This window comes from Luteibacter sp. 9135 (assembly GCF_000745005.1).
Lineage (GTDB): Bacteria > Pseudomonadota > Gammaproteobacteria > Xanthomonadales > Rhodanobacteraceae > Luteibacter.
In genome coordinates this window covers 889,139-914,809 of record NZ_JQNB01000001.1, presented here as the reverse complement: position 1 = coordinate 914,809, position 25,671 = coordinate 889,139, and the positions used below count along the sequence as shown (strand labels likewise).

Sequence of the window (25,671 nt, the reverse complement as noted above, 5' to 3'; positions counted from 1 at the left end):
CGCGTGTCAGCGGGAAGGTGCCTCGGCGCGCGTGCGTTTCAGCATCCGCTCGTATTTCTTCGTGGTGCGCGACGCGTTGTGCGCGCGGCTCATCGAGCAGTGGGGGATGATGTTCTTCTCGCCGAAGCCGTCGATCATCACCAGCCGCGGGCCACCACCGCGCGAATCCTCGCCGTAGACCACGTTCCAGGCGTGCAGGTCGGCGGCGATGACATTGTGCGCGAGCAGGCGCGCGTGGAATGCCTCCAGCTCGGCCTGGGTGGTGGCGGTGAAACCTTCGGCCTTGACCCAGTCGTGCAGCGTGATGGCCAGGCCGCCATCGGGACCGCGCACCTTCTCGACCACCTGGCCCAGCCCGATGTCCGTCATCTCGAGGCCGACCACGCGGGCGATCGGCACGCTGTCGTAGCCGCCGGTATGGATGGCGGTGACGTACTCGCGGAACTCGCGCACGAAATCCTTGTACGGGCCGCTGCGGGCCAGCCGGCGATACCACGGGGCGGCGTTCCAGCGCTCCTCGATGGACGCACCCGAGATCACCTTGATCAGCAGGTCGGGTCGGTCGGGATGCTGGTACACCTCGCGCACGTGCCCGGTGGCGATCGGCGTCGCCTCGGCCAGTCTGAACATCGCAAAGATCCTCGTGCGGCGGGCCGAAAGCCGGCCGTAAGTCGTTCGTCGGGCGCACAGTGTAAAGTCATGCGCCTGTAACCTGGCATTTTCACACGCGTGGCGACCCGCCGCGCCTGCTCCGGACCTCCATCGTGCGCAAGCTCACCTGGCGTTTCATCGCCGCCGTCCTCGTTTTCCTGACGCTCTCGCGCGTCGCACTTTCCGCCTGGCAGTGGACCCGCGTCCACGATGCCGGTGGCCTGTGGCCCGTGCTGCTGGGCGGCTGGCGCATCGACCTTTCGCTGCTGGCGATGGTGGTGGCCCTGCCGGCGCTGTTCTCGCCGTGGCTGGGCCACCGGCGCTGGCCCACGCGCATCGCGGCCTGGTGGCTGCGCCTGTGGTGGCTGCTCTATGCGCTGCTGGAAGTGTCCACGCCGCAGTTCATCGTCGAATACGACACGCGGCCCAACCGGCTCTATTTCGAATACCTCACCAGCCCGCATGAAGTCGCGGCCATGCTGTGGAACGGCTACAAGCTGTCGGTGGGCCTGGGCCTGATCGCCTTCGCGCTGATCGCCTGGATCGGCTTCCGCCTGTTGCCCACCCGCCAGCCCGATCGCCGGCCCGTACGCGGATGGATGCGCCCGGTGGCCACGGTGCTCACCTTCGCCGTGCTGTTCCTGGCCGCGCGCGGCACCTTGCAGCATCGTCCACTGAACGCGTCGCAGGTGGCCTTCACCAACGACGCGATGGTCAACACGCTGCCGCTGAATTCGCTCTACAACGTGCTCAACGCCGCCCTGGCCCTGGGCAACGAGCGCTCGGCGTCGGCCGTGTACGGCAAGATGCCGGATGACGAGATGAACGCCATCGTGCGCCGTGCCGCCGGCCTGGACGGCGCGCCGCTCGACCCGCAATACCCCAGCCTGCACCGCCAGGAGCCGACGCGGCAGGGCGACAAGCCGCTCAACCTGGTGATCATCCTGGAAGAAAGCCTGGGCGCGCAGTTCGTCGGCAGCCTGGGCGGCGCGGGCTACACCCCGGAGCTGGATAAACTGTCCAACGAGGGCTGGTGGCTGGAGCGCACCTACGCCACCGGCACGCGCAGCGCGCGCGGCCTGGAGGCGGTCACCACGGGTTTCATGCCCACGCCGGCGGAGGCGGTGCTGAAACTGCCACGCAGCCAGCGCGACTTCTTCACCCTCGGCGCCTTGCTGGATACCTTCGGCTACCACACGCGCTTCCTCTACGGCGGTGAAGCCCACTTCGACAATATGCGCTCGTTCTTCTACGGCAACGGCTTCAACGAGGTGGTGGACAGCGCCACCTTCAAGACCAAGCCCGCGTTCGTCGGTTCGTGGGGCGCGTCCGACGAGGACATGTTCAACGAGCTGCACCAGCGGCTGCTGGACGACGGTGAAAAACCCACCTTGACCGTGGCCTTCTCCGTGTCCAATCACACGCCGTGGGAATACCCGTCGGGCCGCATCACGCCCGAGGGCGATCCGGCCAGCAACGCGAACGCCGTGCGTTACGCCGACTGGTCGATCGGGCGTTTCTTCGAGCGCGCCAAGCAGTCGCTGTACTGGAACCACACGGTGTTCCTGATCGTCGCCGACCACGATGCCCGCGTGTTCGGTGCCAGCCTGGTGCCGGTCCGTCATTTCCATATCCCGGCACTGATCCTGGGCGCGGGCGTGCCGGTGAAGAAAGACGAGCACATCGTCAGCCAGGTGGACCTGGCGCCTACGCTGCTGTCGCTGATCGGCATCCGCAGCGAGCACCCCATGCTGGGCGCGGACCTGACACAGCGCTATCCGGACCGCGCGATCATGCAGTACGGCGACAACTACGGTTACCTCAAGGGCGACCAGCTGATCGTGCTGCGGCCCAACCAGGCGCCGACCCAGTATCACTACCTGCTGGATCATGAGTACTCGGCCGACGGCGAGAAGCTGGAGCCGGAAGCGGTGGACCCGTTGCTCGAGAAGACGGCCCTTGCCCATGCGCTGTGGCCCAGCTGGGCCTACAGCAAGCAGCGGTACCGGCTGCCGCCGAAGGAAAAGTAGGGCGTGTGGATGCCGCGGTGCTCAGGCCCGCGGCAAGGCCCGCGCCACCGTCTCGGTGAGCGCCGCGTACGTGAACGGCTTGGCCAGGCGGGGCAGGTCGTCGGCGGCGCCGCCGGCGATGTCCGCGTAGCCGGTCACCAGCACCACGGGCAGGGTCGGGTCGACCTCGCGCACGCGCTGCGCCAGCTGCGTACCGGTCATCTGCGGCATGGCATGGTCGGTGACCACGAGATGCACCCGTGTGCGTTCGAGCAGCCGTAGGGCTTCGGCACCGGAGCGCGCCGCCAGCACGCGATAGCCCATGGCTTCCAGCATCTCGATCGTCGTCGCGCGCACCAGGTCGTCGTCGTCCACGGCAAGGATCACCCGGGCCTCGTCCGGAGCTGTCGCGGCGACCGCGGGCACCGGTTCGATCGCCCGGCCCGACGTGGCGACAGGCGTCTGCGCATCCACTGCCGGTAGCCAGATTTCCGCCGTGGTGCCGACATCGGGACGGCTGGACAGGATCAGGGTGCCGCCCAGTTGCTCGGCCAGGCCGTGCACCATCGACAGGCCCAGCCCCGTCCCCTTGCCCACGCCCTTGGTGGTGAAGAACGGCTCGGTCGCCCGCTTCAGGGTCGCCTCGTTCATGCCCGAACCGGAGTCGGTCATGGAGAGGCGGACGTAACGCCCCGCCGCCAGCGCGCCATCGTCGGCGGGTACCTGCACCTCGTCGGTGGCGATGGTGATGGTGCCCACGCCGTCCATGGCATCGCGTGCATTCACCGCCAGGTTGAGCAGGGCCGATTCCAGCTGGTTCACGTCCGCGTCCACTACCGCCGGTTGCGCGCCGAAGCGCGTCTCGACGATCACGGTGCTGCCCAGGGCGCGCTGCATCAGTTCGGTCATGCCCTCGACCAGGTGGCGTACGTCGACGCGCTCGGAGGCCAGCTCCTGCCGCCGGGCGAAAGCCAGCATCCGTCGCGTCAGTACCGCGCCGCGTTCGGCGCCGCTGCGCGCATTGTCGACCAGGCGCAACAGCAGGGGATCGGGGGGCATGCGCTCGCGTAGCAGCTCGAGGCTGCCCTGCACGGCCATCAGCAGGTTGTTGAAGTCGTGCGCGATGCCGCCGGTGAGGTTGCCCAGCGCTTCCATCTTTTGCGCCTGCATCAGGGCCTGTTCGGCCTGCATCAGTGCCGCGGTGCGTTCTCGCACCTTTTCCTCCAGCGATTCGCGGAAGCGCCGCTCGCCATCGCGCACGGCCGCCTCGGCGCGTACGCGCTCGATGTGCGCCCAGGAACGCTCCACCACTTCGGTCAGCAGGGCCATGTCGTCGGGCTGCCAGACCCGCGGCTCGCGCTGGTGGATCGCCATCAGCGCGGTCAACCGGCCGCTGCGTATCAGCGGCATGCATACCGTGGCCGCGGCACCGAGGGCGCCGAAAGCCTCGGCTTCCTCAGCCGACAGTTCGGCATGGCTGTCGTTGAGCACGAACGCCTCGCCCGCGGTGAGCCGCGTGACGGCAAGGCGCCCGAAATCGGTGAGCTTGTATCGCCCCACGATGCTTTGCGATCCCGGTGCGGCCCAGTCGCCACGGATGGTGAAGGCGTTCTCGTCGTCATCCATGTCGGCATAGGCGCAGATGGACACGCCGAGGTACTTGCCCAGCATGCGCGTCGTGGTGGCCAGCAGGGCATCCGCGTCCGTGTAGCGGGCCGTGGATTCGCGCAGCGTGTCCAGGAACCGCAGGCGTGCCTCGTTCGCACGGATCGACTGTTCCGCCCGCACGCGCTCGGAGGTTTCCACCACGATGGCGATGACGCCGGCCGGCTGGCCGGATTCATCGATCACCGGCGAGTAATCCAGGTTCATCCACACCGGCTCGGGCCGGCCGTGGCGGTGCAGCGTGAGCTCCTGGTCCTTGTAGGCCAGCGTGCCGCCGGCCAGGCCGACACGCATCACGTTGTCGTTGAAATCGGCGACTTCACTCCACCCCTCGCGCACCTCGGAGCCGAGCAGGTCGGGATGACGCTTGCCGGCGAACAGGGAGTAGGCATCGTTGTAGATCATGTAGCCCCGCTCGCCCCACAACAGCACGATGGGCACGGGCGAGCGCAACAGCAAGCCGGTGGCCGTGCGCAAGCTCTGCGGCCACTCGGCGAGGGGGCCCAGCGCGGTGCCCGACCAGTCGAACGCACGGATGAGCGCACCCAATTCGCCGCCGTCGTCCAGCCATGATCGATCGGAAAGAGAATCGTCGGGGTTAGGGGACATAGACGTCACATTCCGTCTGCGGGGCGGTCGAGAGCAAGTCTAGGAAGACCGATGTGATGGCGACCGCAAGGTCATGAGAGGGGCGTCAGTGCGCGCGACCACGGGCCTGGTCAAGCACCCGGCACAGCGTTTCCACGCCGGGCAGGATGGACGGCGACGGCAGGACGAGGGTGGGTGCATCCAGGACGACCACGTTGCCGTGTTTCACGGCGGCGAGGAACGGCGTTTTCCGCCAGGCGGCCAGCGACTCCGCCGCCTCGGTGCCGGCGAGGATCACCTCCGGATCGCGGGCCAGCACGGCTTCGCGGCTCACGGTAGGCGCCGCCTGGGTCAGGTCGGCGAAGAGGTTTCGACCACCGCACAGGGTGATCGCATCGTCGACGATCTGGGCATGCCCGATCGTCATCAGGGGCCTGTCCCATACCTGATAGAACACGCTGATCTTCGTCTTGCCGGCGTAGCTCGCGCGCAGCGCGGCCAGGCGCGCGTCGAAGGCATCCGCGTTGCGCCCCGCCACCGCGGTCGTGCCGGCCAGCACGCCGAAGCGACGGGTGGCATCGGCCACGTCGGCCAGCCGTGTCGTCTCGGCGAAGAACACCGGAATGCCCAGGCGGGTCAGCTTGTCTACCTGCGCAGCCGGTGTGCCGTTGCGCCACACCACGATCAGGTCGGGCTTCAACGCCACGATGCGTTCCAGGTCCAGCATCGTGGCATCGCCCACCACCGGGATGTGCTTCGCCGCCGCCGGGTGCTCGCTGAAGCGCGAGGTGCCGACCACGTAGTCCCCGGCGCCGGCGGCGAATAACGCGTCGGTGATGTTGGGCGCCAGGCTGACGATGCGATGCGCCGGCTGCGCCAGCGTCACGCGGTGGCCCGCGTCGTCGGTGACGCTCACCGAGGCGGCGGCGGGAAGCGCGAACAGCAGCGCCAGCAGGAGGCAGATACGGATCATGGGGCGTTACCGTCGAGGCGTTCGGCGCGGAAGAACAGCTCGTCGCCGAGCGTCACGCCATGGATCGGATGGTGGAAGGCGGCGGACAGGTGGGTGCTGGTGATGACCGCATCACGTGGCCCGGCCAGCGCGCCGCCGCGGCCGTCCAGCAGCACGGCGTGCGTGGCGTGCTGGTAGGCCAGGTTGATGTCGTGCACGGTGTAGACGACGGACGTGCCGTGCACGCGCGCCACGCGCATCAGTTCGTGCAAGGCCTTCATCTGGTGGTGAAGATCGAGCGACGACAGCGGTTCGTCCAGCAGCATGATGTCCACGTCCTGCGCGAACAGCGTGGCGATGTTCACCCGCTGGCGCTCGCCGCCGGACAGCGTGGTGACGTCGCGGTCGGCCAGCGGCTGCAGCGCGAACGTTTCCAGCGCCTGCCGCGCCGGCCCGGCGTCGTCGTCGCCCCAGGCCCAGAACGACAGCCGTGGGTGGCGCGCCGATACCACCGCCTCCATCACCGAGAGGGAAAAGGCATCCACCACGGCCTGGGGCAGGAAGCCGCGTCGGCGCGCGAGGTCCAGTGGCCGCCAGGCAGCGATGTCGCGATCGTCCAGCGACACGCGACCGCGATCCGCCGGGCGCAATCCCGCCAGCGTGCGCAGGAGGGTGGACTTGCCGGCGCCGTTGGGGCCGAGCACGCACCATACCTGGCCGGCATCGACGGTCATGTCGAGGGAGCCGACCAGTTCCCGCCCGCCCATGGTCAGGCCGAGGGCCGCGGCGACCAGGCGATGGCTCATCGGCGGCCCACCAGCAACACCATGAAGGTGGGCACGCCGATCACCGCCATCACCGCACCCACCGGCAACTGGATGGGCTCGGCAACGATGCGTGCCAGCACGTCCGCCACCACCACTACGATGCCGCCGCCCAGCGCGCAGGCGGGCATCAGTACGCGCTGGTCGTTGCCGACCAGGCGCCGCAGCGCGTGCGGCACCACCAGCCCGACGAAGCCGACGGTGCCCGCCGTGGTCACGGCCACGGCCGTGGCCAGCGAGGCGACGAGGAAGATCGCCGCCTTCACCAGCGGCGGCCGCACTCCCAGCGCGCTGGCGGATTCCTCGCCGCGCAGCAGCAGGTTCAGCGGCCGGCCCAGCGGTGCCATCAGCAGCACGCCGGCGAGCAGGCTGGCGATGGGCACCCACGGATCGGCCACGGCGCTCAGGTCGCCCATCATCCAGAACAGCATGCCGCGAAGGTTCCGGTCCGGCGCCAGCACCAGCATCATGCTGACCACGGCGCCGAACCCGGCGCCCAGCATCACGCCGATCAGGATCAGGTCGGTGGCGTCCTCCCGGTGCGCGGCGCGCTGTCGCGACAGCAGGTCGCGATGGGCCAGCACGAACACGGCGACACAGGCGACCAGCGCGCCGGCGGCGGCCCCCAGCGTCGTGACGACGGCACCCGCGCCGGCCAGCATCGCACCCAGCGCGCCGACGGACGCGCCGCCGGACAACCCCAGCGTGTACGGATCGGCCAGCGGATTGCGCACCAGGATCTGCATGAGGCAGCCGGACAGCGCCAGCAGCCCGCCCACGCCGTAAGCGGCAAGGGAGCGCGGAATGCGCAGCTCCCACACGATGGCGTGCATCGGCGTATCCCCGTCGTGCCACAGCGCCTGCCACGAGGCGGCCACGGTGGACTCCGCCCCGCCCAGCAGCACGGAAACCAGAAGCACCGCCAGCGACGCCAGCAGCATGCCCGACCAGAGCCTCATGGCCGAGGCGAACGTGGCCGTGCGCGGCATCCGCGTTGTCCTGCCCTTGCTTGGCACCTGCACCCGGCTCCCGTAGCGGCTTGGCAGGATAAAGGATTCACGCACGCATGGCTTACCATTCCTCTTTTCGTACGTGAACCGGAGCCCCGTCATGCCCTACCAAGCCGCCGCCGATCGTTACGACGACCTCATGCCTTATCGCCGCTGCGGTCGCAGCGGCATCGACCTGCCGGCGATCTCGCTGGGCCTGTGGCAGAACTTCGGCGGTGCCGACGTGTTCGAGACCGGCCGTGCCAACCTGCGACGCGCGTTCGACCGCGGCGTCACCCATTTCGACCTGGCCAACAACTACGGCCCGCCGTACGGTTCGGCCGAAGAGAACTTCGGCCGCATTATGGCCAGCGACTTCGCGCCGTATCGCGACGAGCTGGTCATCTCGTCGAAGGCGGGCTGGGACATGTGGCCCGGCCCGTACGGTGGCATCGGCGGCAGCCGCAAATACCTCATTGCCAGCTGCGACCAGTCGCTGCGGCGCATGGGGCTGGATTACGTCGATATCTTCTACTCGCACCGCGTCGATGCCAGCACGCCGCTGGAGGAAACCATGGGCGCGCTGGCGCACCTGCACCGCCAGGGCAAGGCCCTGTACGTGGGTATCTCCAGCTATTCCCCGGAACTGACGCGCAAGGCCGCCGCCATCCTGGCCGACGAGCGCGTGCCGCTGTTCATCCACCAGCCCAACTACTCGATGTTCAACCGCTGGATCGAGGATGGCCTGCTGGACACGCTGCACGACCTGGGCACCGGCTGCATCGCCTTCTCGCCGCTGGCGCAGGGCCTGCTCACCTCCAAGTATCTGGACGGCGTCCCCGCCGACGCACGCGCCACACGCGAGGGCTCGCTCGGCAAGGAGCAACTCAACGCCACCAACCTGGAACGCATCCGCGCCCTGAACGTCATTGCCCAGGGTCGCGGCCAGACCCTGGCCCAGATGGCGATCGCCTGGACGCTGCGCGATCCGCGGGTCACCTCGTCGCTGATCGGCGCGCGCACGGTGGCGCAACTGGACAACTCGCTGGACGCCGTGAAGCGCCTGGACTTCAGCGACGCCGAGCTGGCCGAGATCGACCGGCACGCCAGCGACGGCGGCACCGACCTGTGGAAGGAATCGGCGCAGCTATAACCGGCCAGCGTGGTCGCCGCGCTCAGTCGGGCGTGACGACCCACGCGGCATAGGCGGGCAAGCGTGCCCCCTCCAGCGTGGCCGTGGCCGGCAGGGATGCGTCGCTGCCGGCCAGCGTCCTGACCTTGCCCGGCATCAGGCCCTTCGCCAGCGGTTGCGCCTTGCCGCTGAAGTTGAGCATCACCAGCACCGGGCGGTCGCCGCCGTCGCGGCGATAGACCAACACGTCGGGGTTGTCGGTATCGAGGAAGCGCATGGCGCCGTCGCGCAGCGCGGGGTTGTCACGACGCAGGGCGATCAGCTGGCGGTGCCAGCTGAGCAGCGAGTCCGGCCGTGCCGATTCGTCCGCCACGTTGATCGTGACGTGGTTGGGATTGACCGGCAGCCAGGTGTGCGGGTTGGTCGAAAATCCGGCTTGCGGCCCTGCCGTCCACTGCATCGGCGTGCGTTCGCCATCGCGGCCCTTGTCCTTCGGCCAGCCCGTGATGCCGACGGGGTCGCGCACGTCTTCCACGCGGGTGGGCGTGGCGGTGGTCATGCCGATGGGCGCGCCGTAATACGTAAGGGCCACGGCACGCGAGGTCAGCAAGGCGGCCGCCACCACCTTGGCGCGGGCGACATCGTGCTGGCCGTCGCCGAAGCGGTCGATGGAGCGCGGGTTGTCGTGGTTGTCCACCACCAGCAGCGGCTGCCCGTGCACCTGCTGCGATTCCTGCAGGCGCGTGCGGAACCAGCGCGCGTCGAAGCTGGCCTGCCAGCCGAAGCCCAGCTGCAGATTCATGGGCAGGTGCAGTTCGGGGGCGTCTTTCGTGCCGTACCACGCATCCAGCTGGGCGATGTCGGGCTCGTAGGTTTCCCCGATCAGCACACGCTGGCCGGGGTAGGCATCGACCATGGCGCGTAACCGGCGCATCACGCCGTGCACTTCGGGCAGCTTGTCGCTGTACAGCGATTGCAGGTTGGGCTCGCCCTGCGCATTGGTGCCGGAGCGGATGGGATCGTTGCGCAGGCGGGGATCTTCGAACAGCGTGGAGATCGCATCCAGCCGGAAGCCGTCCACGCCGCGATCCAGCCAGAACCGTATCGCGCCGAACATGGCTTTCTCCACCGCCGGGTTGCGCCAGTTGAGGTCCGGCTGCTGCACGTAGAAGCGGTGGTAGTAGAACTGCTTGCGCGCGGGCACCCACTGCCAGGCCGAGCCGCCGAACACCGACTCCCAGTTGTTCGGCGGTGCCTTGCCGTCGTGGATGTTGCGTTTCTGCACGGCGGACAGCGTGGCGCCGGCGGCATCGATGCCGTCGTTCCATACGTACCAGTCGGCCTTGGGGTTGTCGCGCGACGCCGCCGAGGCCAGGAACCAGGTGTGTTTGTCCGAGGTGTGGTTCATCACCATATCGAGCACGACGTGGAGATGGCGCTTCTTCGCTTCCGCCTGCAGCCGGTCGAAGTCGGCCATGTTGCCGTACTGCGGGTCGATCGCTTCGTAATCGGCGATGTCGTAGCCGAAGTCCGCCTGTGGCGAGGGGTACATCGGCGCGATCCAGAGGGTATCGACGCCCAGCTTCTGCAGATCGTCGAGGTGGGCGGTGATGCCGTTCAGGTCGCCCACGCCATCGCCGTTGCTGTCGCCGAAGCTGCGCGGGTAGATCTCGTAGACCAGGGCATGTTGCCACCAGGGTGCGGCGGCGGTGCCGGTGCCGGGGGGCGCCGGGGCGGCGATCGCCGCGGAGCCGAGCCACACCACGCACGCCATGCCTGCCAGTCGGCGAACCATCCCCATCGACCCGTCCCCTCACTTGGAAGACCCCGGATGGTATCCCAGGGGGCGGCTTTTGCCGACGATCCATGGGTCGCCACCGTTCGCGTGTAAAATGGGCGTTTTTTCGCCAGCAGATACCGTGCAACGAGTACAGCGGACGAGCGTCCGTGGCCCCACGTTCATCCGCCTGCTGTCCCGTCTCACCGACGTCGACACCGCGCGTCCGAATATCGCCCTGCCGGACCGGCTGAGCCAGTGGCTCGACTGGACCCACGCGCTTGCCTTGTCCGCGACGCTGGACGGCCCGGCGGCTCCGTCGGCCGACGACCTCTCCCGGCCGCTGTCCGACGAGGTGGCGGAATGCGCGCGGGTGCGCCAGGCGCTGGGCGGCGCCATCGCCGGCGCCCGCGAACTGGTCGCCTCGGGCGACGACACGGGCGGCCTGGCCGACTTCGCCCCGTTCCGCCAGCGCTATCTCGTCCTGCAACGGTCCATGCAGGCGCAGACGGGCCAGCTGCGGGGTCGCCTGCGCGACAGCGTGGCGTCCATGTCCGCCGATATGGCGCGCCTGGCCGGGGTCGATGCCGTCATGGAGGCGGCGCTCAGCCCGCGCGAGCAGGCGCTGCTGGGCCAGGTGCCGGGTGTGCTGGGACGGCACTTCGACCGGCTGCGCATCGCGGCCCAGGCCGAGGGCGCCGCAACCTGGCTGGATACCTTCCGCAAGGACATGCAGAGCGTGCTGCTGGCCGAACTCCACGTTCGCTTCCAACCGGTGGATGCGCTGCTCGCCGCGCTGCCCGCCCGATAACCGAGAAATCATGTCCCGAACTCCTCTTTACCTCGCCGTCTTCCTCGTGGGCCTGCTGGCCGTGTGCTGGATCGGCTTCGGCTACGTGGGCAGCAATCCGCTGGGTGCGGCCGTCGCGCTGCTGATCGGCCTGTGCTACCTGGCCGGTGCGCTGGAACTGCACCGTTACCGGCAGGCCACGTCCAGCCTGCGCCAGGCCGTGGACGACCTGACCGCCACGCCGCCCGGCCTGGGCGCCTGGCTGGAGCGCCTGCACCCCGGCCTGCGCACCGCGGTGCGCCTGCGTATCGAAGGCGAGCGCGTGGCCCTGCCCGCACCGTCGCTCACGCCCTATCTGGTCGGCCTGCTGGTGTTGCTGGGCATGCTCGGCACGCTGCTGGGCATGATGGCCACCCTGCGCGGTACCGGGCTGGCGCTGGAAAGCGCCACCGACCTGCAGGCGATCCGCGGCTCGCTGGCCGCGCCGGTGAAGGGGCTGGGCTTCGCCTTCGGCACGTCGATTGCCGGCGTGGCCAGCTCGGCCATGCTGGGACTGCTGTCCGCCTTGCTTCGCCGTGAGCGGCTGGAAGTGGTGCAGGCGCTGGATGCGAAGGCATCGACCACGCTGCGTGTGTTCTCGCAGGCGCACCGGCGTGACGAGACGTTCCGCCTGCTGCAGCAGCAGACCGAGGTGATGCCTGCGCTGGTCGATCGTTTGCAGGCGATGATGGCCAGCCTGGAGCAGCAGGGCGTGGCCGCGGGCGAGCGCCAGCTCGCCAGCCAGGAAGCCTTCCATGCCGCGACTGCCACGGTCTACACGGGATTGGCCGAGTCGGTTCGTGCGTCCCTGCAGGACAGCGTGGCCGAGAGCGCGCGTGCGGCCAGTGCCGCGTTCCAGCCGGTGATGGCAGCGACCATGGAGGGGCTGGCGCGCGAGACCTCGGCACTGCACGACACGGTGACCCACGCCGTAAAGGCACAGTTGGACGGCCTCGCCGCCGGCTTTGCGAAAAGCACCGCCGAGGTGGCGACGATCTGGCACGACGCCCTGGCCCGCCAGCAGGCCGGCAACGCCACCCTGGTGCAGCACCTGCAAGGCGCGCTGGACGACCACGGTGCCGCGCTGGCCACCCGCCACCACGAGGCGCTGGCCACGGCGGCGGCGACGTTCGACGCGCATACCGCCTCGCTGGTCCACGCGGTCAACCAGTCGCATGCGGAACTGCAGGACGTGCTCGCCTCGCGCGATGCCGCGCGCCTGGCCACGTGGAGCGACGCCCTGGCCGCGATGACCACCTCGTTGCAGGCCCAGTGGGAGGCCGCCGCCGCGGACGCGATCCGTCGCGAGCAGGCCATCTGCGACACGCTGGAGCGCACGGCCACGGCGGTGTCGGCCAGCACCGAGGCCCACGCCGGCGCAACCATCGCCGAGATGGCACGCCTGGTCGAGGCCGCGGCCGAGGCGCCCCGCGCGGCGGCCGAAGTGGTCGCGGAACTGCGCCAGAAACTGTCCGACAGCATGCTGCGCGACACGGCCATGCTCGACGAGCGCAACCGTCTGCTGGCCACGCTGGAAACGCTGCTGGACGCCGTCAACCACGCATCCAACGAACAACGCACCGCCGTGGATGCGCTCGTCACCACCTCCGCCGACCTGCTCGAGCGTGTCGGCACGCGCTTCGGCGACCAGGTGGAGGCCGGCGCGCGCCAGCTCGACGCCGTCGCTGCGCAGCTCACCGGCAGCACCACCGAGGTGGCCGGCCTGGGCGAGGCCTTCGGCAGCGCCGTGCAGTTGTTTGGCCAGTCCAACGAGGCCCTGGCGGAGCGCCTGCAGCACATCGCCGGTGCGCTGGACGGCGCGATGGCACGCAGCGATGAGCAACTGGCGTACTACGTGGCGCAGGCCAGGGAGGTGGTCGACCTCAGCGTGTTGTCGCAGAAGCAGATCATCGAGGAAATGCAGCAGCTGGCGCGCCAGCGTGCGAGCGGGGCGGCCGACGCATGAGTGACGACGCCGAACTCGAAGGCGAAGCCGGCACGCCGATCTGGGCCGCGTTCGGCGACCTGATGTCGGTGCTGCTGGGCGCGTTCGTGCTGATCCTGGTCGGCGTCATCGGCATGCAGTTGCAGCTCACCAGCAAGCTCGACGAAGCGGTGAAGCAGAAACAGGTGGAGCAGCAGCGCCGGCAGACGCTCGAGCAGGCCCTGGCCGCACCGATCGCCGCGGGAAGGGTCACGCTGGTGGACGGCCGCATCGGCATCCGCGGCAGCGTGCTGTTCGCGCTCAATTCCGACCAGTTGCAACCGGAGGGCCAGGAGGTGATGAAAAGCCTGGCCGGTCCGCTCACCGATTACCTGAAGACGCGCGACGACGTGCTGATGGTCAGCGGCTTCACCGACGACCAGCCCGTGCACGACGGCAACCGCCACTTCGTCGACAACTGGGAACTCTCGGCCCAGCGATCGCTCACGGTCACCCGCGCGCTGATCGCCGCGGGCGTGCCGGCGTCGTCCGTGTTTGCCGCCGCCTTCGGAGCCGAGCAGCCGGTGGGCGCGAACACCAGTGAGGAAGGCCGGGCGAAGAACCGCCGCGTGGAGATCGCGCCGATGCCGCGGCCGTCCAAGCCGGCCGCCGGCGCGCCGTGAGCACCCCGCCGCCCTCGGTGCCTCGCGGCCCTCTCGGCCAGCTGGTCGACGCCCTCGCGGCCGAACGCGGCGGCACCTCGTCGTATCCGGAGCTGCCGCTGCTGGACGACTTCCAGCGTCTGTGGTCGCGGGTGCGTACCGAAAGCCAGCTGCGCCAGTCGCTGGCGCCGGTGCCCGAGAACGCCGGCCCGCTGAATTCGTCGGCCCTGGTGCATCGTGCCCTGGGCGTGATGCGCGACGTGTCACCCGGTTACCTGCAGCACTTCCTGGGCTATGTCGACGACCTGGCCTGGATGGAGCGCGTGGGCGAGCGCGGCGGCCCGACACCCGATGGCGCGCCGCAGCCGGCCACCATCGGCAAGCGCGCGCGGAAGAAACCGCGCAAATAATGCCCGCGGCGGATTACGCCACGGCCCTGGCCCATCTATAGTTCGCCGATGACGCCGACCGATCTTCCGAACGACACGCACGCACCCGACCACCACCCTGCCGGCCTGCGCATCATCGCGGTCTACAAGGCGGTCAAGACGATCGGTCTCATCATCATCGCCAGCGCCGCGTTCCATCTCGACCAGGAAGACCGCTTCCGGCACCTGGTCCACTGGCTGGAACACCTGCCGCTGACCGACAGCAACGACCTGCGCTGGAGCCTGGTGCACCTGCTCGAACAGATGGGGCCGGCCAAGGTCGAAGCGGTGGGCATCGTGGCGCTGGTGTATGCCGCCATCTTCGCCACCGAAGGCATCGGCCTGTGGATGCGCAAGCACTGGGCCGAGTGGTTCACCGTCATCGCCACCGGCTCGCTCGTGCCCGTGGAGATCTACGAATGCATCGTGCGTTTCGGCTGGCTGAAGGTTGCTGTGCTCGTCGCCAACGTGCTCATCGTGATCTATCTGGTTCGCCTCGCCATGCGACCGCGTGGTGGCGTGACGGACGCATCGGCGCTGCACGCGCGATAACGACAAGGGTGTGACCGATGGACGCACGGGCCTGCGCAACGCAGTGCCCGTGACGCGTGATGCCCGTGCATCCGTGCGGGCTTGCGCAGCGCGCGCCGGTTTGCGGCGCAGCTCACAAAAGGAGTGATGCATGGCCTCCTTGCCGATTACGACGGGTCGCGTAACCCGGTTCGCGTGATACATCGTAACTGCACATTCCGAAGCCATCGTCGTGCGTCGTCCGTCCACACGTGGTTCGGCAGGTTTCGTTCGTGCGCTCCTCTTTTCTATTCACGCCCGGCATGCGCACGGGCGCCAACGAGTTGCCTCATGAAACAGTCCTGGATCTTCAAGCGTGTCTCCCTGAACCTGCATCGCCCCGACGGCGGCATTGACCTGCGACCGTGGCGTCCTGCCACGGCCGTGCCGGAACCGGGCCAACCGGACATCGCCCGACGGCAGTTCCTTCGCGTCGGTGTTTCCGCCGCGGGTGGCGTCGGCCTGGCCAGCGTGGGCGGTAGCCTCGGCCTGTCCTGGTTGTTCGGCGGCACGGCCAACGCCGGCGCGGTGGTCACCGGCGGCATGCTGCCCGCGGCGAACGCCATTGCCGCGTCGGAAACCATCCTTCGCGCGCGCCGCGAACTGATCATGTTCCATGGCCAGTCCAACGCGGTGGGCACGGGTGGACGACCCGCGCTGACCTTGCAGCAGATCTACGCCAACGTGACCTTCAACGGCGGCGTGCGTCCGGGCACGGACGCCAGCGCCATGACCGGACTGGCGCCGCTCGTGGAATACGACGGCGGCCACGGTACCGGTGGCGAAGTCGGCACCAATGCCTGCGCGGACGGCCTGGTCGATTACACCGCCGCCCTTACCGGCGTGCCCGCGGCATCGCAGTACAGCCGCTATGCGGCCTTCACCAGCGGCGAGGGCGGTCGCCCGATCGGCTACTTCGCCAGCTTCCTCGACGACGACAAGCTCGACGGCTACCAGGGCTGGAACAACAGCCGGCTGCGGCTTACCTCGATGCTGCGGCTGATGCGCGAAGAGGGCCAGCGCGACGGCAGCAACATCGCCTGGCTGGCCACCACCTGGCAACAGGGCGAAGCGGATTCCACGGGCCGTTCGGAAACGCGCGCCACCTACAAGAGCAAGCTGATCGCGCTGGAGCGCGCGCATTGGCAGAAGCTGTGCCAGGTGAACCTGCCGGAGCAGAGCTGGCGACCACTGTGGCTGATCGGCCAGGTATGCAGCCACAACAGCTACGGTGCCATGAGCCTGGCGTTCTGCAATCCGTTCATCGCGCTGGCGCAACGCGATGCGTCCCTGGCCAGCGCGTACCTGCGCATGGTGAATCCGCAGTACCTGTTCGACTACGCCGACGAAGCCGCTGTCGATCAGCCCATGCTGCACCTGACCAACGAAAGCCATCGGTGGCAGGGGCGCTACTTCGCGCGTGCGCTGTACCAGCTGATCCTCGATCGCTCGGCCGGCATCGCGCTGCGCAATCCCGCGCTCGACGTCGTGGCAGCGGTACGAGTCAGCGCCCGTACCATCAACCTGACCTTCAACGTGCCCTCCGGCGTGCTGACGCTGGATACGCGCTGGGTCGCGCCCACGCGTAACTACGGACTGGACGTGCGCGATGCCGACAATCGCATCGTGCCCGCCAGTCCCACCGACAACAACCTGATCGCGTCCGTCCGCGTGGTCTCGCGAGACACCCTGCAGATCACGCTGAAGACGGACCTGCCGTCCAGCGCCAGCAAGATCTCGCTGGGCTGGGGCGACCCCGCCGAGCCGGCGTCCATCGCCGGGCGCAACGGCGGGCCGCGCACCAACATCCGCGACAGCGCTGGCGACACCGACGTCTACGTGGCCAGCAACGGCACGACGCGTCCCATGCACAACTATGCGCTGGTCGCCGATGTCGCGCTGGGCTGGGTCAGGCGTGTGCAACCCACCGGTGAGTGGCACTTCAACGGCAACGCGCGCAGCGACGTGGTCGACCGGTCCGGCAGCGGCCGCGCGGCGCTCACGCTGATCGGACGGCCCAGCTTCACCGCGTCGGGCACGCAGTCGGCCAACGGCACGCAGGGCTTCCAGACCGACATCGACGAAACCGCCAGCATGACGTTCGCGGCAGTGTTCTGCAGTCCCTACGGTGTCGGCCCCGGCAGCAACGCGGGGCGTGCGATCAGCACCTTCCAGGGATTCAGCCCGCGCATGGCGGGCCTGGCCCTGCAGCACTCGTACACGCTGGGCGCCTCCGACGCGGAACTGACCAGCTTCCGGCTGGCGCTCACCGGTAGTGAGAAAGCCGTGACCACGGGCCCTGGCCAATCCACCGACACGCGTTACAAGCCGCGTTTCGCCATCGTGTCGGTGGATGCGGTGGCCGGCACCGTGCGCTTCCTCTGCCCCGCCTATGAAGACCAGCCACGCGAGCAGGGCTATCCCGGCCTGCCGGCGCGGCCGCTCAACGGCAAGGTGCTGATCAACGCATGGAAGGACGGCGGCGACGCCGCGGGGCAGGGTGCGGTGCTGACCCGCTACGCCGCGGTATGGAACCGGGCGCTGAGCTTCGACGAGATGCTGGCGGAGTACGACTATGCACGGGGCCTGTTCGGCAGCGTGTAAATCATGGGGTCGCGCGCCCCGTGCGTACGCAATAAGGCGTAATCTTCGCTGGGTGGACCACGCGTGCGCGCGGTCCACCCAGCGACGGCGATCCGCCGAAGCACCTATCGAGGAGACGCCGTGAGCAAGGGACTGGATTCGAAGAAGGGCGAGAAGAAGAAGCCCGCCAAGACCATGAAGGAAAAGAAAGCGGTCAAGGACGAAAAGAAGCGCAACCAGAAGTAACGCCGCGCTTCTCCCGACTCAGGCGCGGCTGGAGTAATCCATGCGCCTGAGGTCTTCCAGCAGCGTGGGGCCGGTGGGGTACCAGTCCAGCGCCTTGCGGGTCCACTCGCTGGACGCGGCCATGTCCAGGCCGACGAACATACCCAGCCAACCGAAATGATCGGCCGCCTTGTCGGCATCGATCGATGCCACCGGCACACCCATGCCTTCGCCCAGCACCTGCGCGATATCGCGCGCGGGGATGCCTTCCTCCGCCACCGCGTTGTAGCGCGCCCCCGGTGTGCAGCGTTCGATCGCCAGCCGGTATAGCCGTGCCACGTCGAGCACATGCGCTGCGGGCCAGCGGTTCTGGCCATCGCCCACGTAAGCCGAGACGCGCTTCTCGCGCACCACGTCCAGCAACGGGCTGATGAGGCCTTGCCTCACCGTATCGTGTACCTGCGGCAGCCGCACGACCGCCACGGCCACGCCTTCGGCCAGCAGTTCGTTGCCGGCCATCTCCGATGCGATGCGTGGGTTGGGATGCGCGGCGTCGAAGACATCCTCGGTGGCCAGCCGGCCGGGTCCACGGCTGCCGATGCCGGTACCCGAGGTGATCAGCAGCGGGCGCCGCGTGCCGACCAGGGCCGAGCCCAGCGCCTTGATCACCTGCCGGTCCTTCTCGCAGTTGGCGACGAACCGGCTGAAGTCGTGATCGAACGCGGTGTGGATCACGGCATCGGCCTGCGCTGCGCCGGCACGCAGGCTGTCCAGGTCTTCCAGCAGGCCGTGGTGGACCTCGGCGCCCGCCGCCCGCAGGGCCTCGGCACCGGCGTCGGAGCGGGTCATGCCCAGCACCTGGTGCCCGGCCGCGAGCAGTTCGGGAACGATGCGCGAGCCGATGAAGCCGGTGGCGCCGGTAAGGAAGATACGCATGGGATGCCTCTGCTGGGGGTGTCGGGGTACGATGGTCCCGGCCCGCATACGGGTAAAGTAGTGACGTTATCGTGGTATAGAAACCAACAGGCTCGCCATGTCCGACCACCTCGACAATCCGCTGGGCACCTTCCTGCGTGATCGCCGCACGCGGCTCGATCCGGTGAGCTTCGGCTTCGTCGGCGGCCGGCGCCGCACCAAGGGCCTGCGCCGGGAGGAAGTCGCGCAGCGCGCCAACATCAGCCCCACCTGGTACACCTGGCTGGAACAGGGCAGGGGTGGCGCACCCTCGGCCGAGGTGCTCAACCGCATCGCCGCCGGCCTGCTGCTGACCGAGCCGGAGCGCGAGCACCTGTTCATGCTGGCGCTGGGGCGCCTGCCCGAGGTGCGTTACCGATCCTACGACGGCGTGACGCCACGCCTGCAGCGGGTGCTGGATGCCCTGGGCAGCAGCCCGGCCTTCGTGCGCACCGCGCTGTGGGATGTCGTGGCCTGGAACGAGGCCGCTGCCGCGGTGTTCACCGACTACGGCCTACTGCCGCCGGCCGAGCGCAACATCCTCCACCTCATGTTCGCCAATGCCCGCGTGCGCGAGCACCAGGACGATTGGGAAAAGGTGGCGCGGTTCGTCGTGGGCGCGTTTCGCGCGGATGTCGCCCGTGCCGGCGCCACGGCGGAGATCGGCCAGTTCGTGGACGACCTGGCCCGGATCAGCCCGGAATTCGAAGCGATGTGGCTCGACAACGATGTGCGCGCACACGGCGATGGCATCAAGCGGATCCATCATGCGGACCTTGGCGTGCTGGACCTGGAATATTCGGCGTTCGCCGTGGACGGCCGTCCGGACCTGCACGTGATCGTCTACAACGCGGTGTCGGCAGCGGATACGCAACGCATTCGCGAGCGGATCGAGGCACGGCGGGCGATGAACGGGCGAGCCGCCACGTGACGTTGCGCGGGTGTGTCCTTCATGGATGAAGCGCGGCGCGTATCCCACCGCGCGATAGCGGGCGCATTGATGTTGCTCGTGGTGTTGTCCATCACGGTGCTGGTCGTGCCACAGGCGCGGCAGTCGTCGCCTGCACGGACGGCCAAGCCGGCGGTGAAGCCGATCATGCCATCGGTGGATGTGTGGCTGAGCACGGCGGATCGTCGGCTCAAGCTGTCTCCACAGAACGCTGTCGCCATGAGTGCGCGCGACGGGACATCCGCCGACATCGTGATCGACGCGGACACCTCGTACCAGAGCATGACCGGGTTCGGTGCCGCGATGACCGATGCTTCCGCCTGGCTGCTGCGACACCGGTTGAATCCAAGGCAACGCCACGCGTTGATACGCGAGCTGTTCGGACCGCCGCCCGGCCTCGACTTCAACATGATGCGCCTGACCATCGGCGCCTCCGATTTCTCGCGGCACTTCTACACGCTGGACGATATTCCCTTCGGTGAGACCGATCCGGAGCTGAAGCACTTCAACGTAGCCGAGAACCTGCCGGAAGTGATCCCGACCGTGCAGGAAGCGCTTGCCCTGCAGCCCGGCCTGCTGATCGTGGCCTCGCCCTGGAGCGCGCCCGCATGGATGAAGTCCGAGGGCAACCTGATCGGCGGCGAGCTGCTGGAACAGTACGAGAGCGTGTATGCCGATTACCTGATCAGGTACCTCGATGTGTACCGTCACTTCGGCATTCCCGTCTTCGCGCTCACGTTACAGAACGAGCCGCACTTCTCGCCCATGACCTATCCTGGCATGCCGATGGATGCCGCCACGCGTGCCCGCATCATCGGCCAGTATCTCGGGCCGAAGCTCGCCGGACGGACACCGCGCACGCGCATTCTCGACTGGGACCACAACTGGAGCCACCCGGAGGAACCGCTGGGCGTACTGTCGAATCCCGACGTGGCCCGTTATGTCGACGGCGTCGCCTGGCATTGCTACGAAGGCAGCCAGCACGCCCAGGGCACCGTGCATCGCGCGCATCCGGACAAGGACGCCTACATCACCGAGTGCTCCGGCGGCGACTGGGCGCTGAGCATGAATGGCGAACTGCTGTGGTTCACGCGCAACCTGCTGGTCACCGGCACGCGACAATGGGCGCGTGGCGTCATCTACTGGAACCTGGCACTGGACGAGGACCACGGCCCCCACTTCGGCGGATGCGCCGTATGCAAGGGTGTCGTCACCATCGATTCGCAGACGGGCGAGGTCACCCGCAACGACGAATATTACGCACTGGCCCATTTCAGTCGGTTCGTCACGCCCGGTGCCGTACGCATCAAGTCGAACGATACGGATGCGAGCATGGGCATCGCCAATGTCGCGTTCGCCAATCCGGTCGATGGATCGATCGTGCTGGTGGCCGTGAACATCAAGACCGAGGCGCAGCAGCTGACGGTGGCGCAGGGGCGCAACCAGTTCGCATACACCTTGCCGGCGGAAAGCGTGGCTACCTTCGTCTGGCATCCGGACTTGCTGGGTGCGTGGATACGACGTGCGCAGCGGTGGCTGGGGCCGGAGGGGAAGCCGACGCGGGTGGATTAGGCCGCTGCCGACAGGCCCCGTCATGCCGCGTCGATTAGACTAGCCGCGCACCTTTCGTACTTCGTCGGAGCTCCTCCATGGTAAAGCGTACCCTCACCCCGATCGGCACGCCGACCGACGGCCCTGCGCGCCCGCTTTCGAAAGGCCAGAAAGCCTTCAATACGCTGGTCGAGCGGATCGGCAAGCGTCGCGAGGCGCTGGCCGAATGGGCCACGTTCGACACCGAGTTCCAGCGGAAGTACAACAACGAGTTCGTGCCGCTCCTGCAGCAGTACAACGCCGTACGCATCGAGCTGGTCACCCGACTCGATCAGCTGCACGGTCGCAAGGGCCTGACCAAGACCGAGCGCCAGACGATCGCCGATCTGCTGCTGCGTGTCGCCGACGAACTGGCGCGCAGCATCGACGATCCGGTCGTCGAAGAAATTCTTCGTCGATACGACCCCGTGGATCCGGAGGTAGAGGCCGCCACGTTGAACGACATTCGCGAAAGCATGTCCGCGATGTTCGGGGTCGAGATAGGCGACGAGGTCGACATGAGTTCGCCCGAAGACGTCATGCGGCATGTGCAAGAGAAGCTGGACGGGAAAGACGAACGCGAACGCGAGCATCAGCAGGCCCGCGACGAGTACCACGCCAAGCGAAAGAAGACACCGAAGCAGAGTGCTGCCGCCGAACGCGCGCGCACCGAGCAGGACGAGGTCAATCTGTCGATCCGCGAGGTTTACCGCAAGCTCGCCAGTGCGCTGCACCCCGATCGCGAGGCCGACCCGGTGGAACGGGAGCGCAAGGCCGCGCTGATGCAGAAGGTCAACGTGGCCTACGGCAAGAAGAGCTTGCTGGACCTGCTGGAATTGCAGCTGGAGCTGGAACACATCGATCAGTCGTCGCTCGACAATGTCAGCGAGGAAAGGCTCAAGCGGTGGAACACCATCCTCAAGGAACAACTCCACCAGCTCGACGAGGAACTGGTGGACGTGCAGATGGGTTTCCTGATGCGCAGCGGCATGGCACCCACCAGGTCCGTGTCACCCAAGACCGTCAAGCGCAGCCTTGCCGCGCAGATGACCGGCATGCGTCAGGATATCCGCGTTTTCGAAAAGGACCTTCGCCTCTTCGATGATCCGTCACGGCTGAAGTCCTGGTTGAAGGAGATCAGGAAGGAGTTGGCTGAGATGGATTATGACGACCTGATGTTCTGAGGTGCGATGCGTGGATCCGAAGGTGAGCGCCCAGCTAATTTCTGGCAATCGAACGGCAGCGATAGCATGAGACATCGACTATGACTTATTCGAAAGCCACTGACTTACGGCCGTTCATACCAGCCAAAGACTTCGAAGCGTGCAAACGATTCTACGCCGCCCTCGGCTGGGAAACCTTCGATGTCGGCCCCGGCCTTGCGCTGGTACGCCTGGCCGACGAGCAGCATTTCTACATCCAGGATTACTACGTCAAGGCGTTCGCCGAGAACAGCATGCTCCATGTGACGGTGGACGACGCGCAAGCCTGGTACGCGCACGTGGCCTCGGTACTGGATGAAGGAGCCTTTCCGGATGCGCGGGTGCAACCGCCCGCGATGCAGGATTACGGTGCCAGTGTCGTATTCGTGCATGATCCAAGCGGCGTTCTGTTGCACCTGTGCCAGTGGGATCGAGATCGCTGAAAGCGCACGCTACGGCAACGCAGCCCGGAATCGGTCTCACGACACACTGGCGTCGTGGCTGCCGCCGCTGCGTCAATCCTCCGGACTGGTGCAGGCGGCGTAACGGTCACCTTCCACGTGCGTCACCTCGCCACGGCCTTCGACCATGACGCTGCCTGTGTAGTGCTTGGCGTTGTCAAAATCCACATGCGCCGAAGCCGCCGGGCTCCCCTTGCAGGTGAGCTTCCACGCCAGCGAGGTACTGCGGCGTTGCTGGTTCGTGGCAGTGCACTCGCCCTCCGCCGGGGTCCATGCGGCGAACGTGGTCCAGGGATCGGCACCTTCATCCACGCAATGCCACTGCACCTCGGGTGCACCGGCCTTGCCGTTGACCATGTGCTGCACCTTGACCCGCCACAGCCCGGGCATGGCACCGAAGTCGCCGGGATCGGCGTGGACCGGCGTGACCGCCGTCACGGCAAGGGCGCACGCAGCGGCAGCGGCCAGTGCGGTCAGGGCCATTGTTCCGACTCGCCGTCTGGGTAGGGGAAGCTTCATCATCATCGGACTCCTTGTAAACACGAAAACCCTGCCCGCTTTCGCGGGCAGGGTCGGTATCGAACAAACCCTGAGCGATCAGTCAGCGATCGCGGCGGTGTCGTGGACATCCTTTCGGGTGAAGTTGAACATGTCCATGAGGTTGCCGATGGCCGGTGCGTTCACCGGTACATACGGGTTCTCCTTGAACGACACCGGGTTAGGCAGGTTGTCGCGGCTGCGGTTGGAGATCTGGTCCTTCAGGTTCCAGTTGGCCTCGACGAATTTGTCGAACGAGACGTGGTCGTAGTACGTGTGCACGACCTTGCCACCGACCGAGTACTTCGACACCACCAGCAGCGGGATACGCGTGCCGTCGCCGAAGAAGTCGATCGGCTGGATGTAGCCGGAGTCGTAGTAGCCACCGCCTTCATCGAAGGTCACCATGATCACGGTGTCGTCCCACACCTTCGGGTTGGCTTCGGCCATTTCGACGATCTTGCGCACGTAGCCTTCGAACAGGTCCAGCTTCGACGAGGCCGGATGGCCATCGAGGATGCCGTCCGGCTTGGCGATGGAAACCGCCGGCAGCGTGTCGTTCTGGATGTCGTTGTACAGGTCGTTGAGGTCCTGGTTCTTGGCGCGCAGTTCCGGGTTGGTCATGACCTGGGTGGAGTACAGGAACGGGTTGCAGATGTTGCAGAAGGTGCCGCCCTCGCCATCTTCCTTGCCGCCACCGAAGCCTTCACCGTAGTACTTCCACGAAACTTTATGCTTCTCCAGCAGCAGCGCCAGGTTCTCCTGCGTGGTCGGCGGTATAGTGAACTGGTCGGCGCCCAGCGGCGCCGGCGTGCCGTCACCCAGGTAGCCCGGGTTGTAGTTGTTCACCAGGTAGTAGGCCTTGGGCTTGCAGTCCGTGCCCTTGAACGTCAGGTACGGCAGCGAGCGCAGGTAGTTCTTGATCTGTTTCACGCCCGGCTGGCTTTCGTCGGAGCAATTGACGTACGAACCACCGCTGTAACCGTCCTGCATCCACCAGTTGTTGGTGCCGTACTGCGAGTCGGGGTTCTCGATCTGGTTTTTTGGCGGGGTGGCCGGATCGCCGTTGGCGTCCGCGTAGTAGATCAAGGTGCCGTAGCCCAGCATGATGTGGTTGGCACCCGTGCCGCCCATCACCGACTGGTGGAAATTGTCGCTCAGCGCATACTTCTGGGCCAGCTTCTTGAAGTACGGTGCATCGCCCTGAGCCATGTTCAGGAACTGCATGGCGGTGGCGCCTTCACCGGTGCTCTCGTCGTTGAAGTTCGCCGGTAGCGGCTTGCCGTTGGTGCCCGCGCCGATGGTGGTTTCGACCCAGGGGAACAGGTCGTGGCGACACCCGCTCGGGTTGGCGGCGGTGGATGCCTTGGTGTCGCAATCGAGCTGTTGCCACATCTGGAAGAAGCGGTGCACAGGGCTGTTGGCGTAGGCGTCGTAGCCGATCGACGCATGCATGTCGACCGGCGCGTTGGCGAGCTTGGCCGGGAAGCGTGTATCGACCACGCGGTTGGGCAGGCCCGTGCCACCGGCAGCGAGCATGTCGTAAGCGTCATCGGGCAGGGCCGGCTCGATGGCCTGTGCCTGCGTCGCGGAAGCGAAGGGTGCCGCGGTGGGTGCGCCACCGGTGTTCATCTGCGGAAGCGTCTTGTACTTCCCTGCCTTCGTGGGCGACATGTCGAACTTGCCGGTGCTCGAGGCCATGTACTGCGTGGCAAGGTCCACGTTCGGACCCGGCGTGCCGTCGGCATTGACGATGCCCTTGGACAGCAGGTTGTCCACCGACTGCCCCTTGGGCGCCGTGTAGGTGCCGTAGACGTGGTCGAACGTGCGGTTTTCACCGATCAGCAGGATCACGTGCTTGATCGGGGTAACCGTATTGTCGCTGTTGTCCTCGCCATGGTGCGGCTTGTGCATCAAGACGATGCCGCCGGGAAGACCGCCCGGGTTGTTGAAGGGAGCCACGGGCACATTCTGGCGGAACGGCGCATCGTGGTCGGGCGGCGTGGTGTCCTGCGCGCTGACAACACCGGCGAGGCCGGCGGAAAGCGCACCCATCAACAGCGGCAAAAGCCGTGTGCGGTGCAACCGTGTAAGCATTTTGAATCTCTCCCTACCTGAAGTCTTCCCCCTGATGCGTGTCGATAAGGTTGTGTGTGTGGCCTATCGACCG

Annotated in this window: 21 protein-coding genes; 12 read left to right on the top strand and 9 right to left on the bottom strand. The window is 67.3% G+C overall.

Going from position 1 to position 25,671, the window contains the following annotated elements; all coding sequences use genetic code 11:
• Nucleotides 1–6 precede the first annotated feature (6 nt).
• Entirely contained in the window at nt 7–630 is a 624-nt protein-coding gene (locus tag FA89_RS04115) for a YrbL family protein (RefSeq protein ID WP_036138472.1), read from the bottom strand.
• Nucleotides 631–764: 134 nt separating this feature from the next.
• On the opposite strand from FA89_RS04115, the gene FA89_RS04110 reads away from it, so the two are divergent.
• The gene (locus tag FA89_RS04110) at nt 765–2,681 is read left to right on the top strand and encodes an LTA synthase family protein (RefSeq protein WP_036138469.1); all 1,917 of its coding nucleotides are present in this window, start codon (nt 765–767) and stop codon (nt 2,679–2,681) included.
• A 21-nt stretch (nt 2,682–2,702) separates the two neighbouring features.
• On the opposite strand, the gene FA89_RS04105 is transcribed toward FA89_RS04110, so the two are convergent.
• The 4 genes from FA89_RS04105 to FA89_RS04090 form a co-directional block, all read right to left on the bottom strand.
• Nucleotides 2,703–4,934 carry a response regulator gene (locus tag FA89_RS04105; RefSeq protein WP_051938511.1) on the bottom strand — a complete coding sequence of 744 codons (2,232 nt, stop codon included), beginning with the start codon at nt 4,932–4,934 and terminating at the stop codon, nt 2,703–2,705.
• A gap of 85 nt (nt 4,935–5,019) precedes the next feature.
• Nucleotides 5,020–5,886 (bottom strand): cobalamin-binding protein, encoded by an 867-nt coding sequence (locus FA89_RS04100; protein WP_036138467.1) that lies wholly within the window; start codon nt 5,884–5,886, stop codon nt 5,020–5,022.
• Complete coding sequence (locus FA89_RS04095) at nt 5,883–6,671, bottom strand: ABC transporter ATP-binding protein (protein ID WP_051938510.1); 789 nt, start codon at nt 6,669–6,671, stop codon at nt 5,883–5,885. Before FA89_RS04095 ends, FA89_RS04100 begins: the two co-directional genes overlap by 4 nt.
• Nucleotides 6,668–7,678 (bottom strand): FecCD family ABC transporter permease, encoded by a 1,011-nt coding sequence (locus tag FA89_RS04090; protein WP_036138465.1) that lies wholly within the window; start codon nt 7,676–7,678, stop codon nt 6,668–6,670. The genes FA89_RS04095 and FA89_RS04090 overlap by 4 nt, the downstream gene beginning before the upstream one ends.
• 121 nt (nt 7,679–7,799) lie before the next feature.
• Between FA89_RS04090 and mgrA the strand changes: the two genes are divergently transcribed.
• Nucleotides 7,800–8,831: an L-glyceraldehyde 3-phosphate reductase gene (mgrA, locus tag FA89_RS04085; RefSeq protein WP_036138463.1), complete on the top strand. Its 1,032-nt coding sequence runs from the start codon at nt 7,800–7,802 to the stop codon at nt 8,829–8,831.
• A gap of 22 nt (nt 8,832–8,853) precedes the next feature.
• Here the strand turns inward: mgrA and FA89_RS04080 are convergent, their stop codons facing one another.
• Nucleotides 8,854–10,611, bottom strand: a complete 1,758-nt coding sequence (locus tag FA89_RS04080) for an alpha-glucosidase (protein WP_036138461.1) — start codon at nt 10,609–10,611, stop codon at nt 8,854–8,856.
• 91 nt (nt 10,612–10,702) lie between these two features.
• Here FA89_RS04080 and FA89_RS04075 point away from each other — a divergent pair, with 91 nt between their 5' ends.
• The 6 genes from FA89_RS04075 to FA89_RS04050 all read left to right on the top strand — a co-directional run bounded on the left by FA89_RS04075 (nt 10,703) and on the right by FA89_RS04050 (nt 17,604).
• Nucleotides 10,703–11,398: a DUF3348 domain-containing protein gene (locus FA89_RS04075; protein ID WP_051938509.1), complete on the top strand. Its 696-nt coding sequence runs from the start codon at nt 10,703–10,705 to the stop codon at nt 11,396–11,398.
• A 10-nt stretch (nt 11,399–11,408) separates the two neighbouring features.
• Nucleotides 11,409–13,382, top strand: coding sequence for a DUF802 domain-containing protein (locus FA89_RS04070; RefSeq protein WP_036138459.1), 1,974 nt, complete (start codon nt 11,409–11,411; stop codon nt 13,380–13,382).
• Nucleotides 13,379–14,023: an OmpA family protein gene (locus FA89_RS04065; RefSeq protein WP_036138457.1), complete on the top strand. Its 645-nt coding sequence runs from the start codon at nt 13,379–13,381 to the stop codon at nt 14,021–14,023. Before FA89_RS04070 ends, FA89_RS04065 begins: the two co-directional genes overlap by 4 nt.
• Nucleotides 14,020–14,412 carry a DUF2894 domain-containing protein gene (locus FA89_RS04060; RefSeq protein ID WP_051938508.1) on the top strand — a complete coding sequence of 131 codons (393 nt, stop codon included), beginning with the start codon at nt 14,020–14,022 and terminating at the stop codon, nt 14,410–14,412. The genes FA89_RS04065 and FA89_RS04060 overlap by 4 nt, the downstream gene beginning before the upstream one ends.
• A gap of 48 nt (nt 14,413–14,460) precedes the next feature.
• A complete protein-coding gene (locus tag FA89_RS04055; protein ID WP_051938507.1) occupies nt 14,461–14,982 on the top strand; it encodes a DUF2127 domain-containing protein in 522 nt (173 codons plus the stop codon).
• A gap of 309 nt (nt 14,983–15,291) precedes the next feature.
• Nucleotides 15,292–17,604: a hypothetical protein gene (locus FA89_RS04050; RefSeq protein ID WP_036138453.1), complete on the top strand. Its 2,313-nt coding sequence runs from the start codon at nt 15,292–15,294 to the stop codon at nt 17,602–17,604.
• A gap of 243 nt (nt 17,605–17,847) precedes the next feature.
• Here the strand turns inward: FA89_RS04050 and FA89_RS04045 are convergent, their stop codons facing one another.
• Entirely contained in the window at nt 17,848–18,744 is an 897-nt protein-coding gene (locus tag FA89_RS04045) for an SDR family oxidoreductase (RefSeq protein WP_036138450.1), read from the bottom strand.
• Between the two features lie 97 nt (nt 18,745–18,841).
• Between FA89_RS04045 and FA89_RS04040 the strand changes: the two genes are divergently transcribed.
• The 4 genes from FA89_RS04040 (at nt 18,842) to FA89_RS04025 (ending at nt 22,946) form a co-directional block, all read left to right on the top strand.
• Nucleotides 18,842–19,693 carry a helix-turn-helix transcriptional regulator gene (locus tag FA89_RS04040; RefSeq protein ID WP_036138447.1) on the top strand — a complete coding sequence of 284 codons (852 nt, stop codon included), beginning with the start codon at nt 18,842–18,844 and terminating at the stop codon, nt 19,691–19,693.
• Between the two features lie 21 nt (nt 19,694–19,714).
• Nucleotides 19,715–21,283: a glycoside hydrolase family 30 protein gene (locus FA89_RS04035; RefSeq protein WP_036138445.1), complete on the top strand. Its 1,569-nt coding sequence runs from the start codon at nt 19,715–19,717 to the stop codon at nt 21,281–21,283.
• A gap of 77 nt (nt 21,284–21,360) precedes the next feature.
• Entirely contained in the window at nt 21,361–22,485 is a 1,125-nt protein-coding gene (locus FA89_RS04030; RefSeq protein WP_051938506.1) for a J domain-containing protein, read from the top strand.
• An 80-nt stretch (nt 22,486–22,565) separates the two neighbouring features.
• On the top strand, nt 22,566–22,946 hold the full coding sequence (locus FA89_RS04025) for a hypothetical protein (protein ID WP_036138443.1): 381 nt from the start codon (nt 22,566–22,568) through the stop codon (nt 22,944–22,946).
• A 72-nt stretch (nt 22,947–23,018) separates the two neighbouring features.
• On the opposite strand, the gene FA89_RS04020 is transcribed toward FA89_RS04025, so the two are convergent.
• Together FA89_RS04020 and FA89_RS04015 are read right to left on the bottom strand one after the other, a co-directional pair.
• On the bottom strand, nt 23,019–23,447 hold the full coding sequence (locus FA89_RS04020) for a DUF3617 domain-containing protein (RefSeq protein WP_036138440.1): 429 nt from the start codon (nt 23,445–23,447) through the stop codon (nt 23,019–23,021).
• Between the two features lie 114 nt (nt 23,448–23,561).
• Nucleotides 23,562–25,598, bottom strand: coding sequence for an alkaline phosphatase family protein (locus FA89_RS04015; RefSeq protein WP_051938505.1), 2,037 nt, complete (start codon nt 25,596–25,598; stop codon nt 23,562–23,564).
• Nucleotides 25,599–25,671 lie beyond the last annotated feature (73 nt).

What these genes read in the sequence shown, in the direction of transcription:
- FA89_RS04115 (WP_036138472.1), bottom strand. Translation starts at nt 630, where the DNA reads ATGTTCAGACTGGCCGAGGCGACGCCGATCGCCACCGGGCACGTGCGC.
- FA89_RS04105 (WP_051938511.1), bottom strand. Translation starts at nt 4,934, where the DNA reads ATGTCCCCTAACCCCGACGATTCTCTTTCCGATCGATCATGGCTGGAC.
- FA89_RS04100 (WP_036138467.1), bottom strand. Translation starts at nt 5,886, where the DNA reads ATGATCCGTATCTGCCTCCTGCTGGCGCTGCTGTTCGCGCTTCCCGCC.
- FA89_RS04095 (WP_051938510.1), bottom strand. Translation starts at nt 6,671, where the DNA reads ATGAGCCATCGCCTGGTCGCCGCGGCCCTCGGCCTGACCATGGGCGGG.
- FA89_RS04090 (WP_036138465.1), bottom strand. Translation starts at nt 7,678, where the DNA reads ATGCCGCGCACGGCCACGTTCGCCTCGGCCATGAGGCTCTGGTCGGGC.
- mgrA (WP_036138463.1), top strand. Translation starts at nt 7,800, where the DNA reads ATGCCCTACCAAGCCGCCGCCGATCGTTACGACGACCTCATGCCTTAT.
- FA89_RS04080 (WP_036138461.1), bottom strand. Translation starts at nt 10,611, where the DNA reads ATGGGGATGGTTCGCCGACTGGCAGGCATGGCGTGCGTGGTGTGGCTC.
- FA89_RS04075 (WP_051938509.1), top strand. Translation starts at nt 10,703, where the DNA reads ATGGGCGTTTTTTCGCCAGCAGATACCGTGCAACGAGTACAGCGGACG.
- FA89_RS04070 (WP_036138459.1), top strand. Translation starts at nt 11,409, where the DNA reads ATGTCCCGAACTCCTCTTTACCTCGCCGTCTTCCTCGTGGGCCTGCTG.
- FA89_RS04065 (WP_036138457.1), top strand. Translation starts at nt 13,379, where the DNA reads ATGAGTGACGACGCCGAACTCGAAGGCGAAGCCGGCACGCCGATCTGG.
- FA89_RS04055 (WP_051938507.1), top strand. Translation starts at nt 14,461, where the DNA reads ATGACGCCGACCGATCTTCCGAACGACACGCACGCACCCGACCACCAC.
- FA89_RS04050 (WP_036138453.1), top strand. Translation starts at nt 15,292, where the DNA reads ATGAAACAGTCCTGGATCTTCAAGCGTGTCTCCCTGAACCTGCATCGC.
- FA89_RS04045 (WP_036138450.1), bottom strand. Translation starts at nt 18,744, where the DNA reads ATGCGTATCTTCCTTACCGGCGCCACCGGCTTCATCGGCTCGCGCATC.
- FA89_RS04040 (WP_036138447.1), top strand. Translation starts at nt 18,842, where the DNA reads ATGTCCGACCACCTCGACAATCCGCTGGGCACCTTCCTGCGTGATCGC.
- FA89_RS04035 (WP_036138445.1), top strand. Translation starts at nt 19,715, where the DNA reads ATGGATGAAGCGCGGCGCGTATCCCACCGCGCGATAGCGGGCGCATTG.
- FA89_RS04030 (WP_051938506.1), top strand. Translation starts at nt 21,361, where the DNA reads ATGGTAAAGCGTACCCTCACCCCGATCGGCACGCCGACCGACGGCCCT.
- FA89_RS04025 (WP_036138443.1), top strand. Translation starts at nt 22,566, where the DNA reads ATGACTTATTCGAAAGCCACTGACTTACGGCCGTTCATACCAGCCAAA.
- FA89_RS04020 (WP_036138440.1), bottom strand. Translation starts at nt 23,447, where the DNA reads ATGGCCCTGACCGCACTGGCCGCTGCCGCTGCGTGCGCCCTTGCCGTG.
- FA89_RS04015 (WP_051938505.1), bottom strand. Translation starts at nt 25,598, where the DNA reads ATGCTTACACGGTTGCACCGCACACGGCTTTTGCCGCTGTTGATGGGT.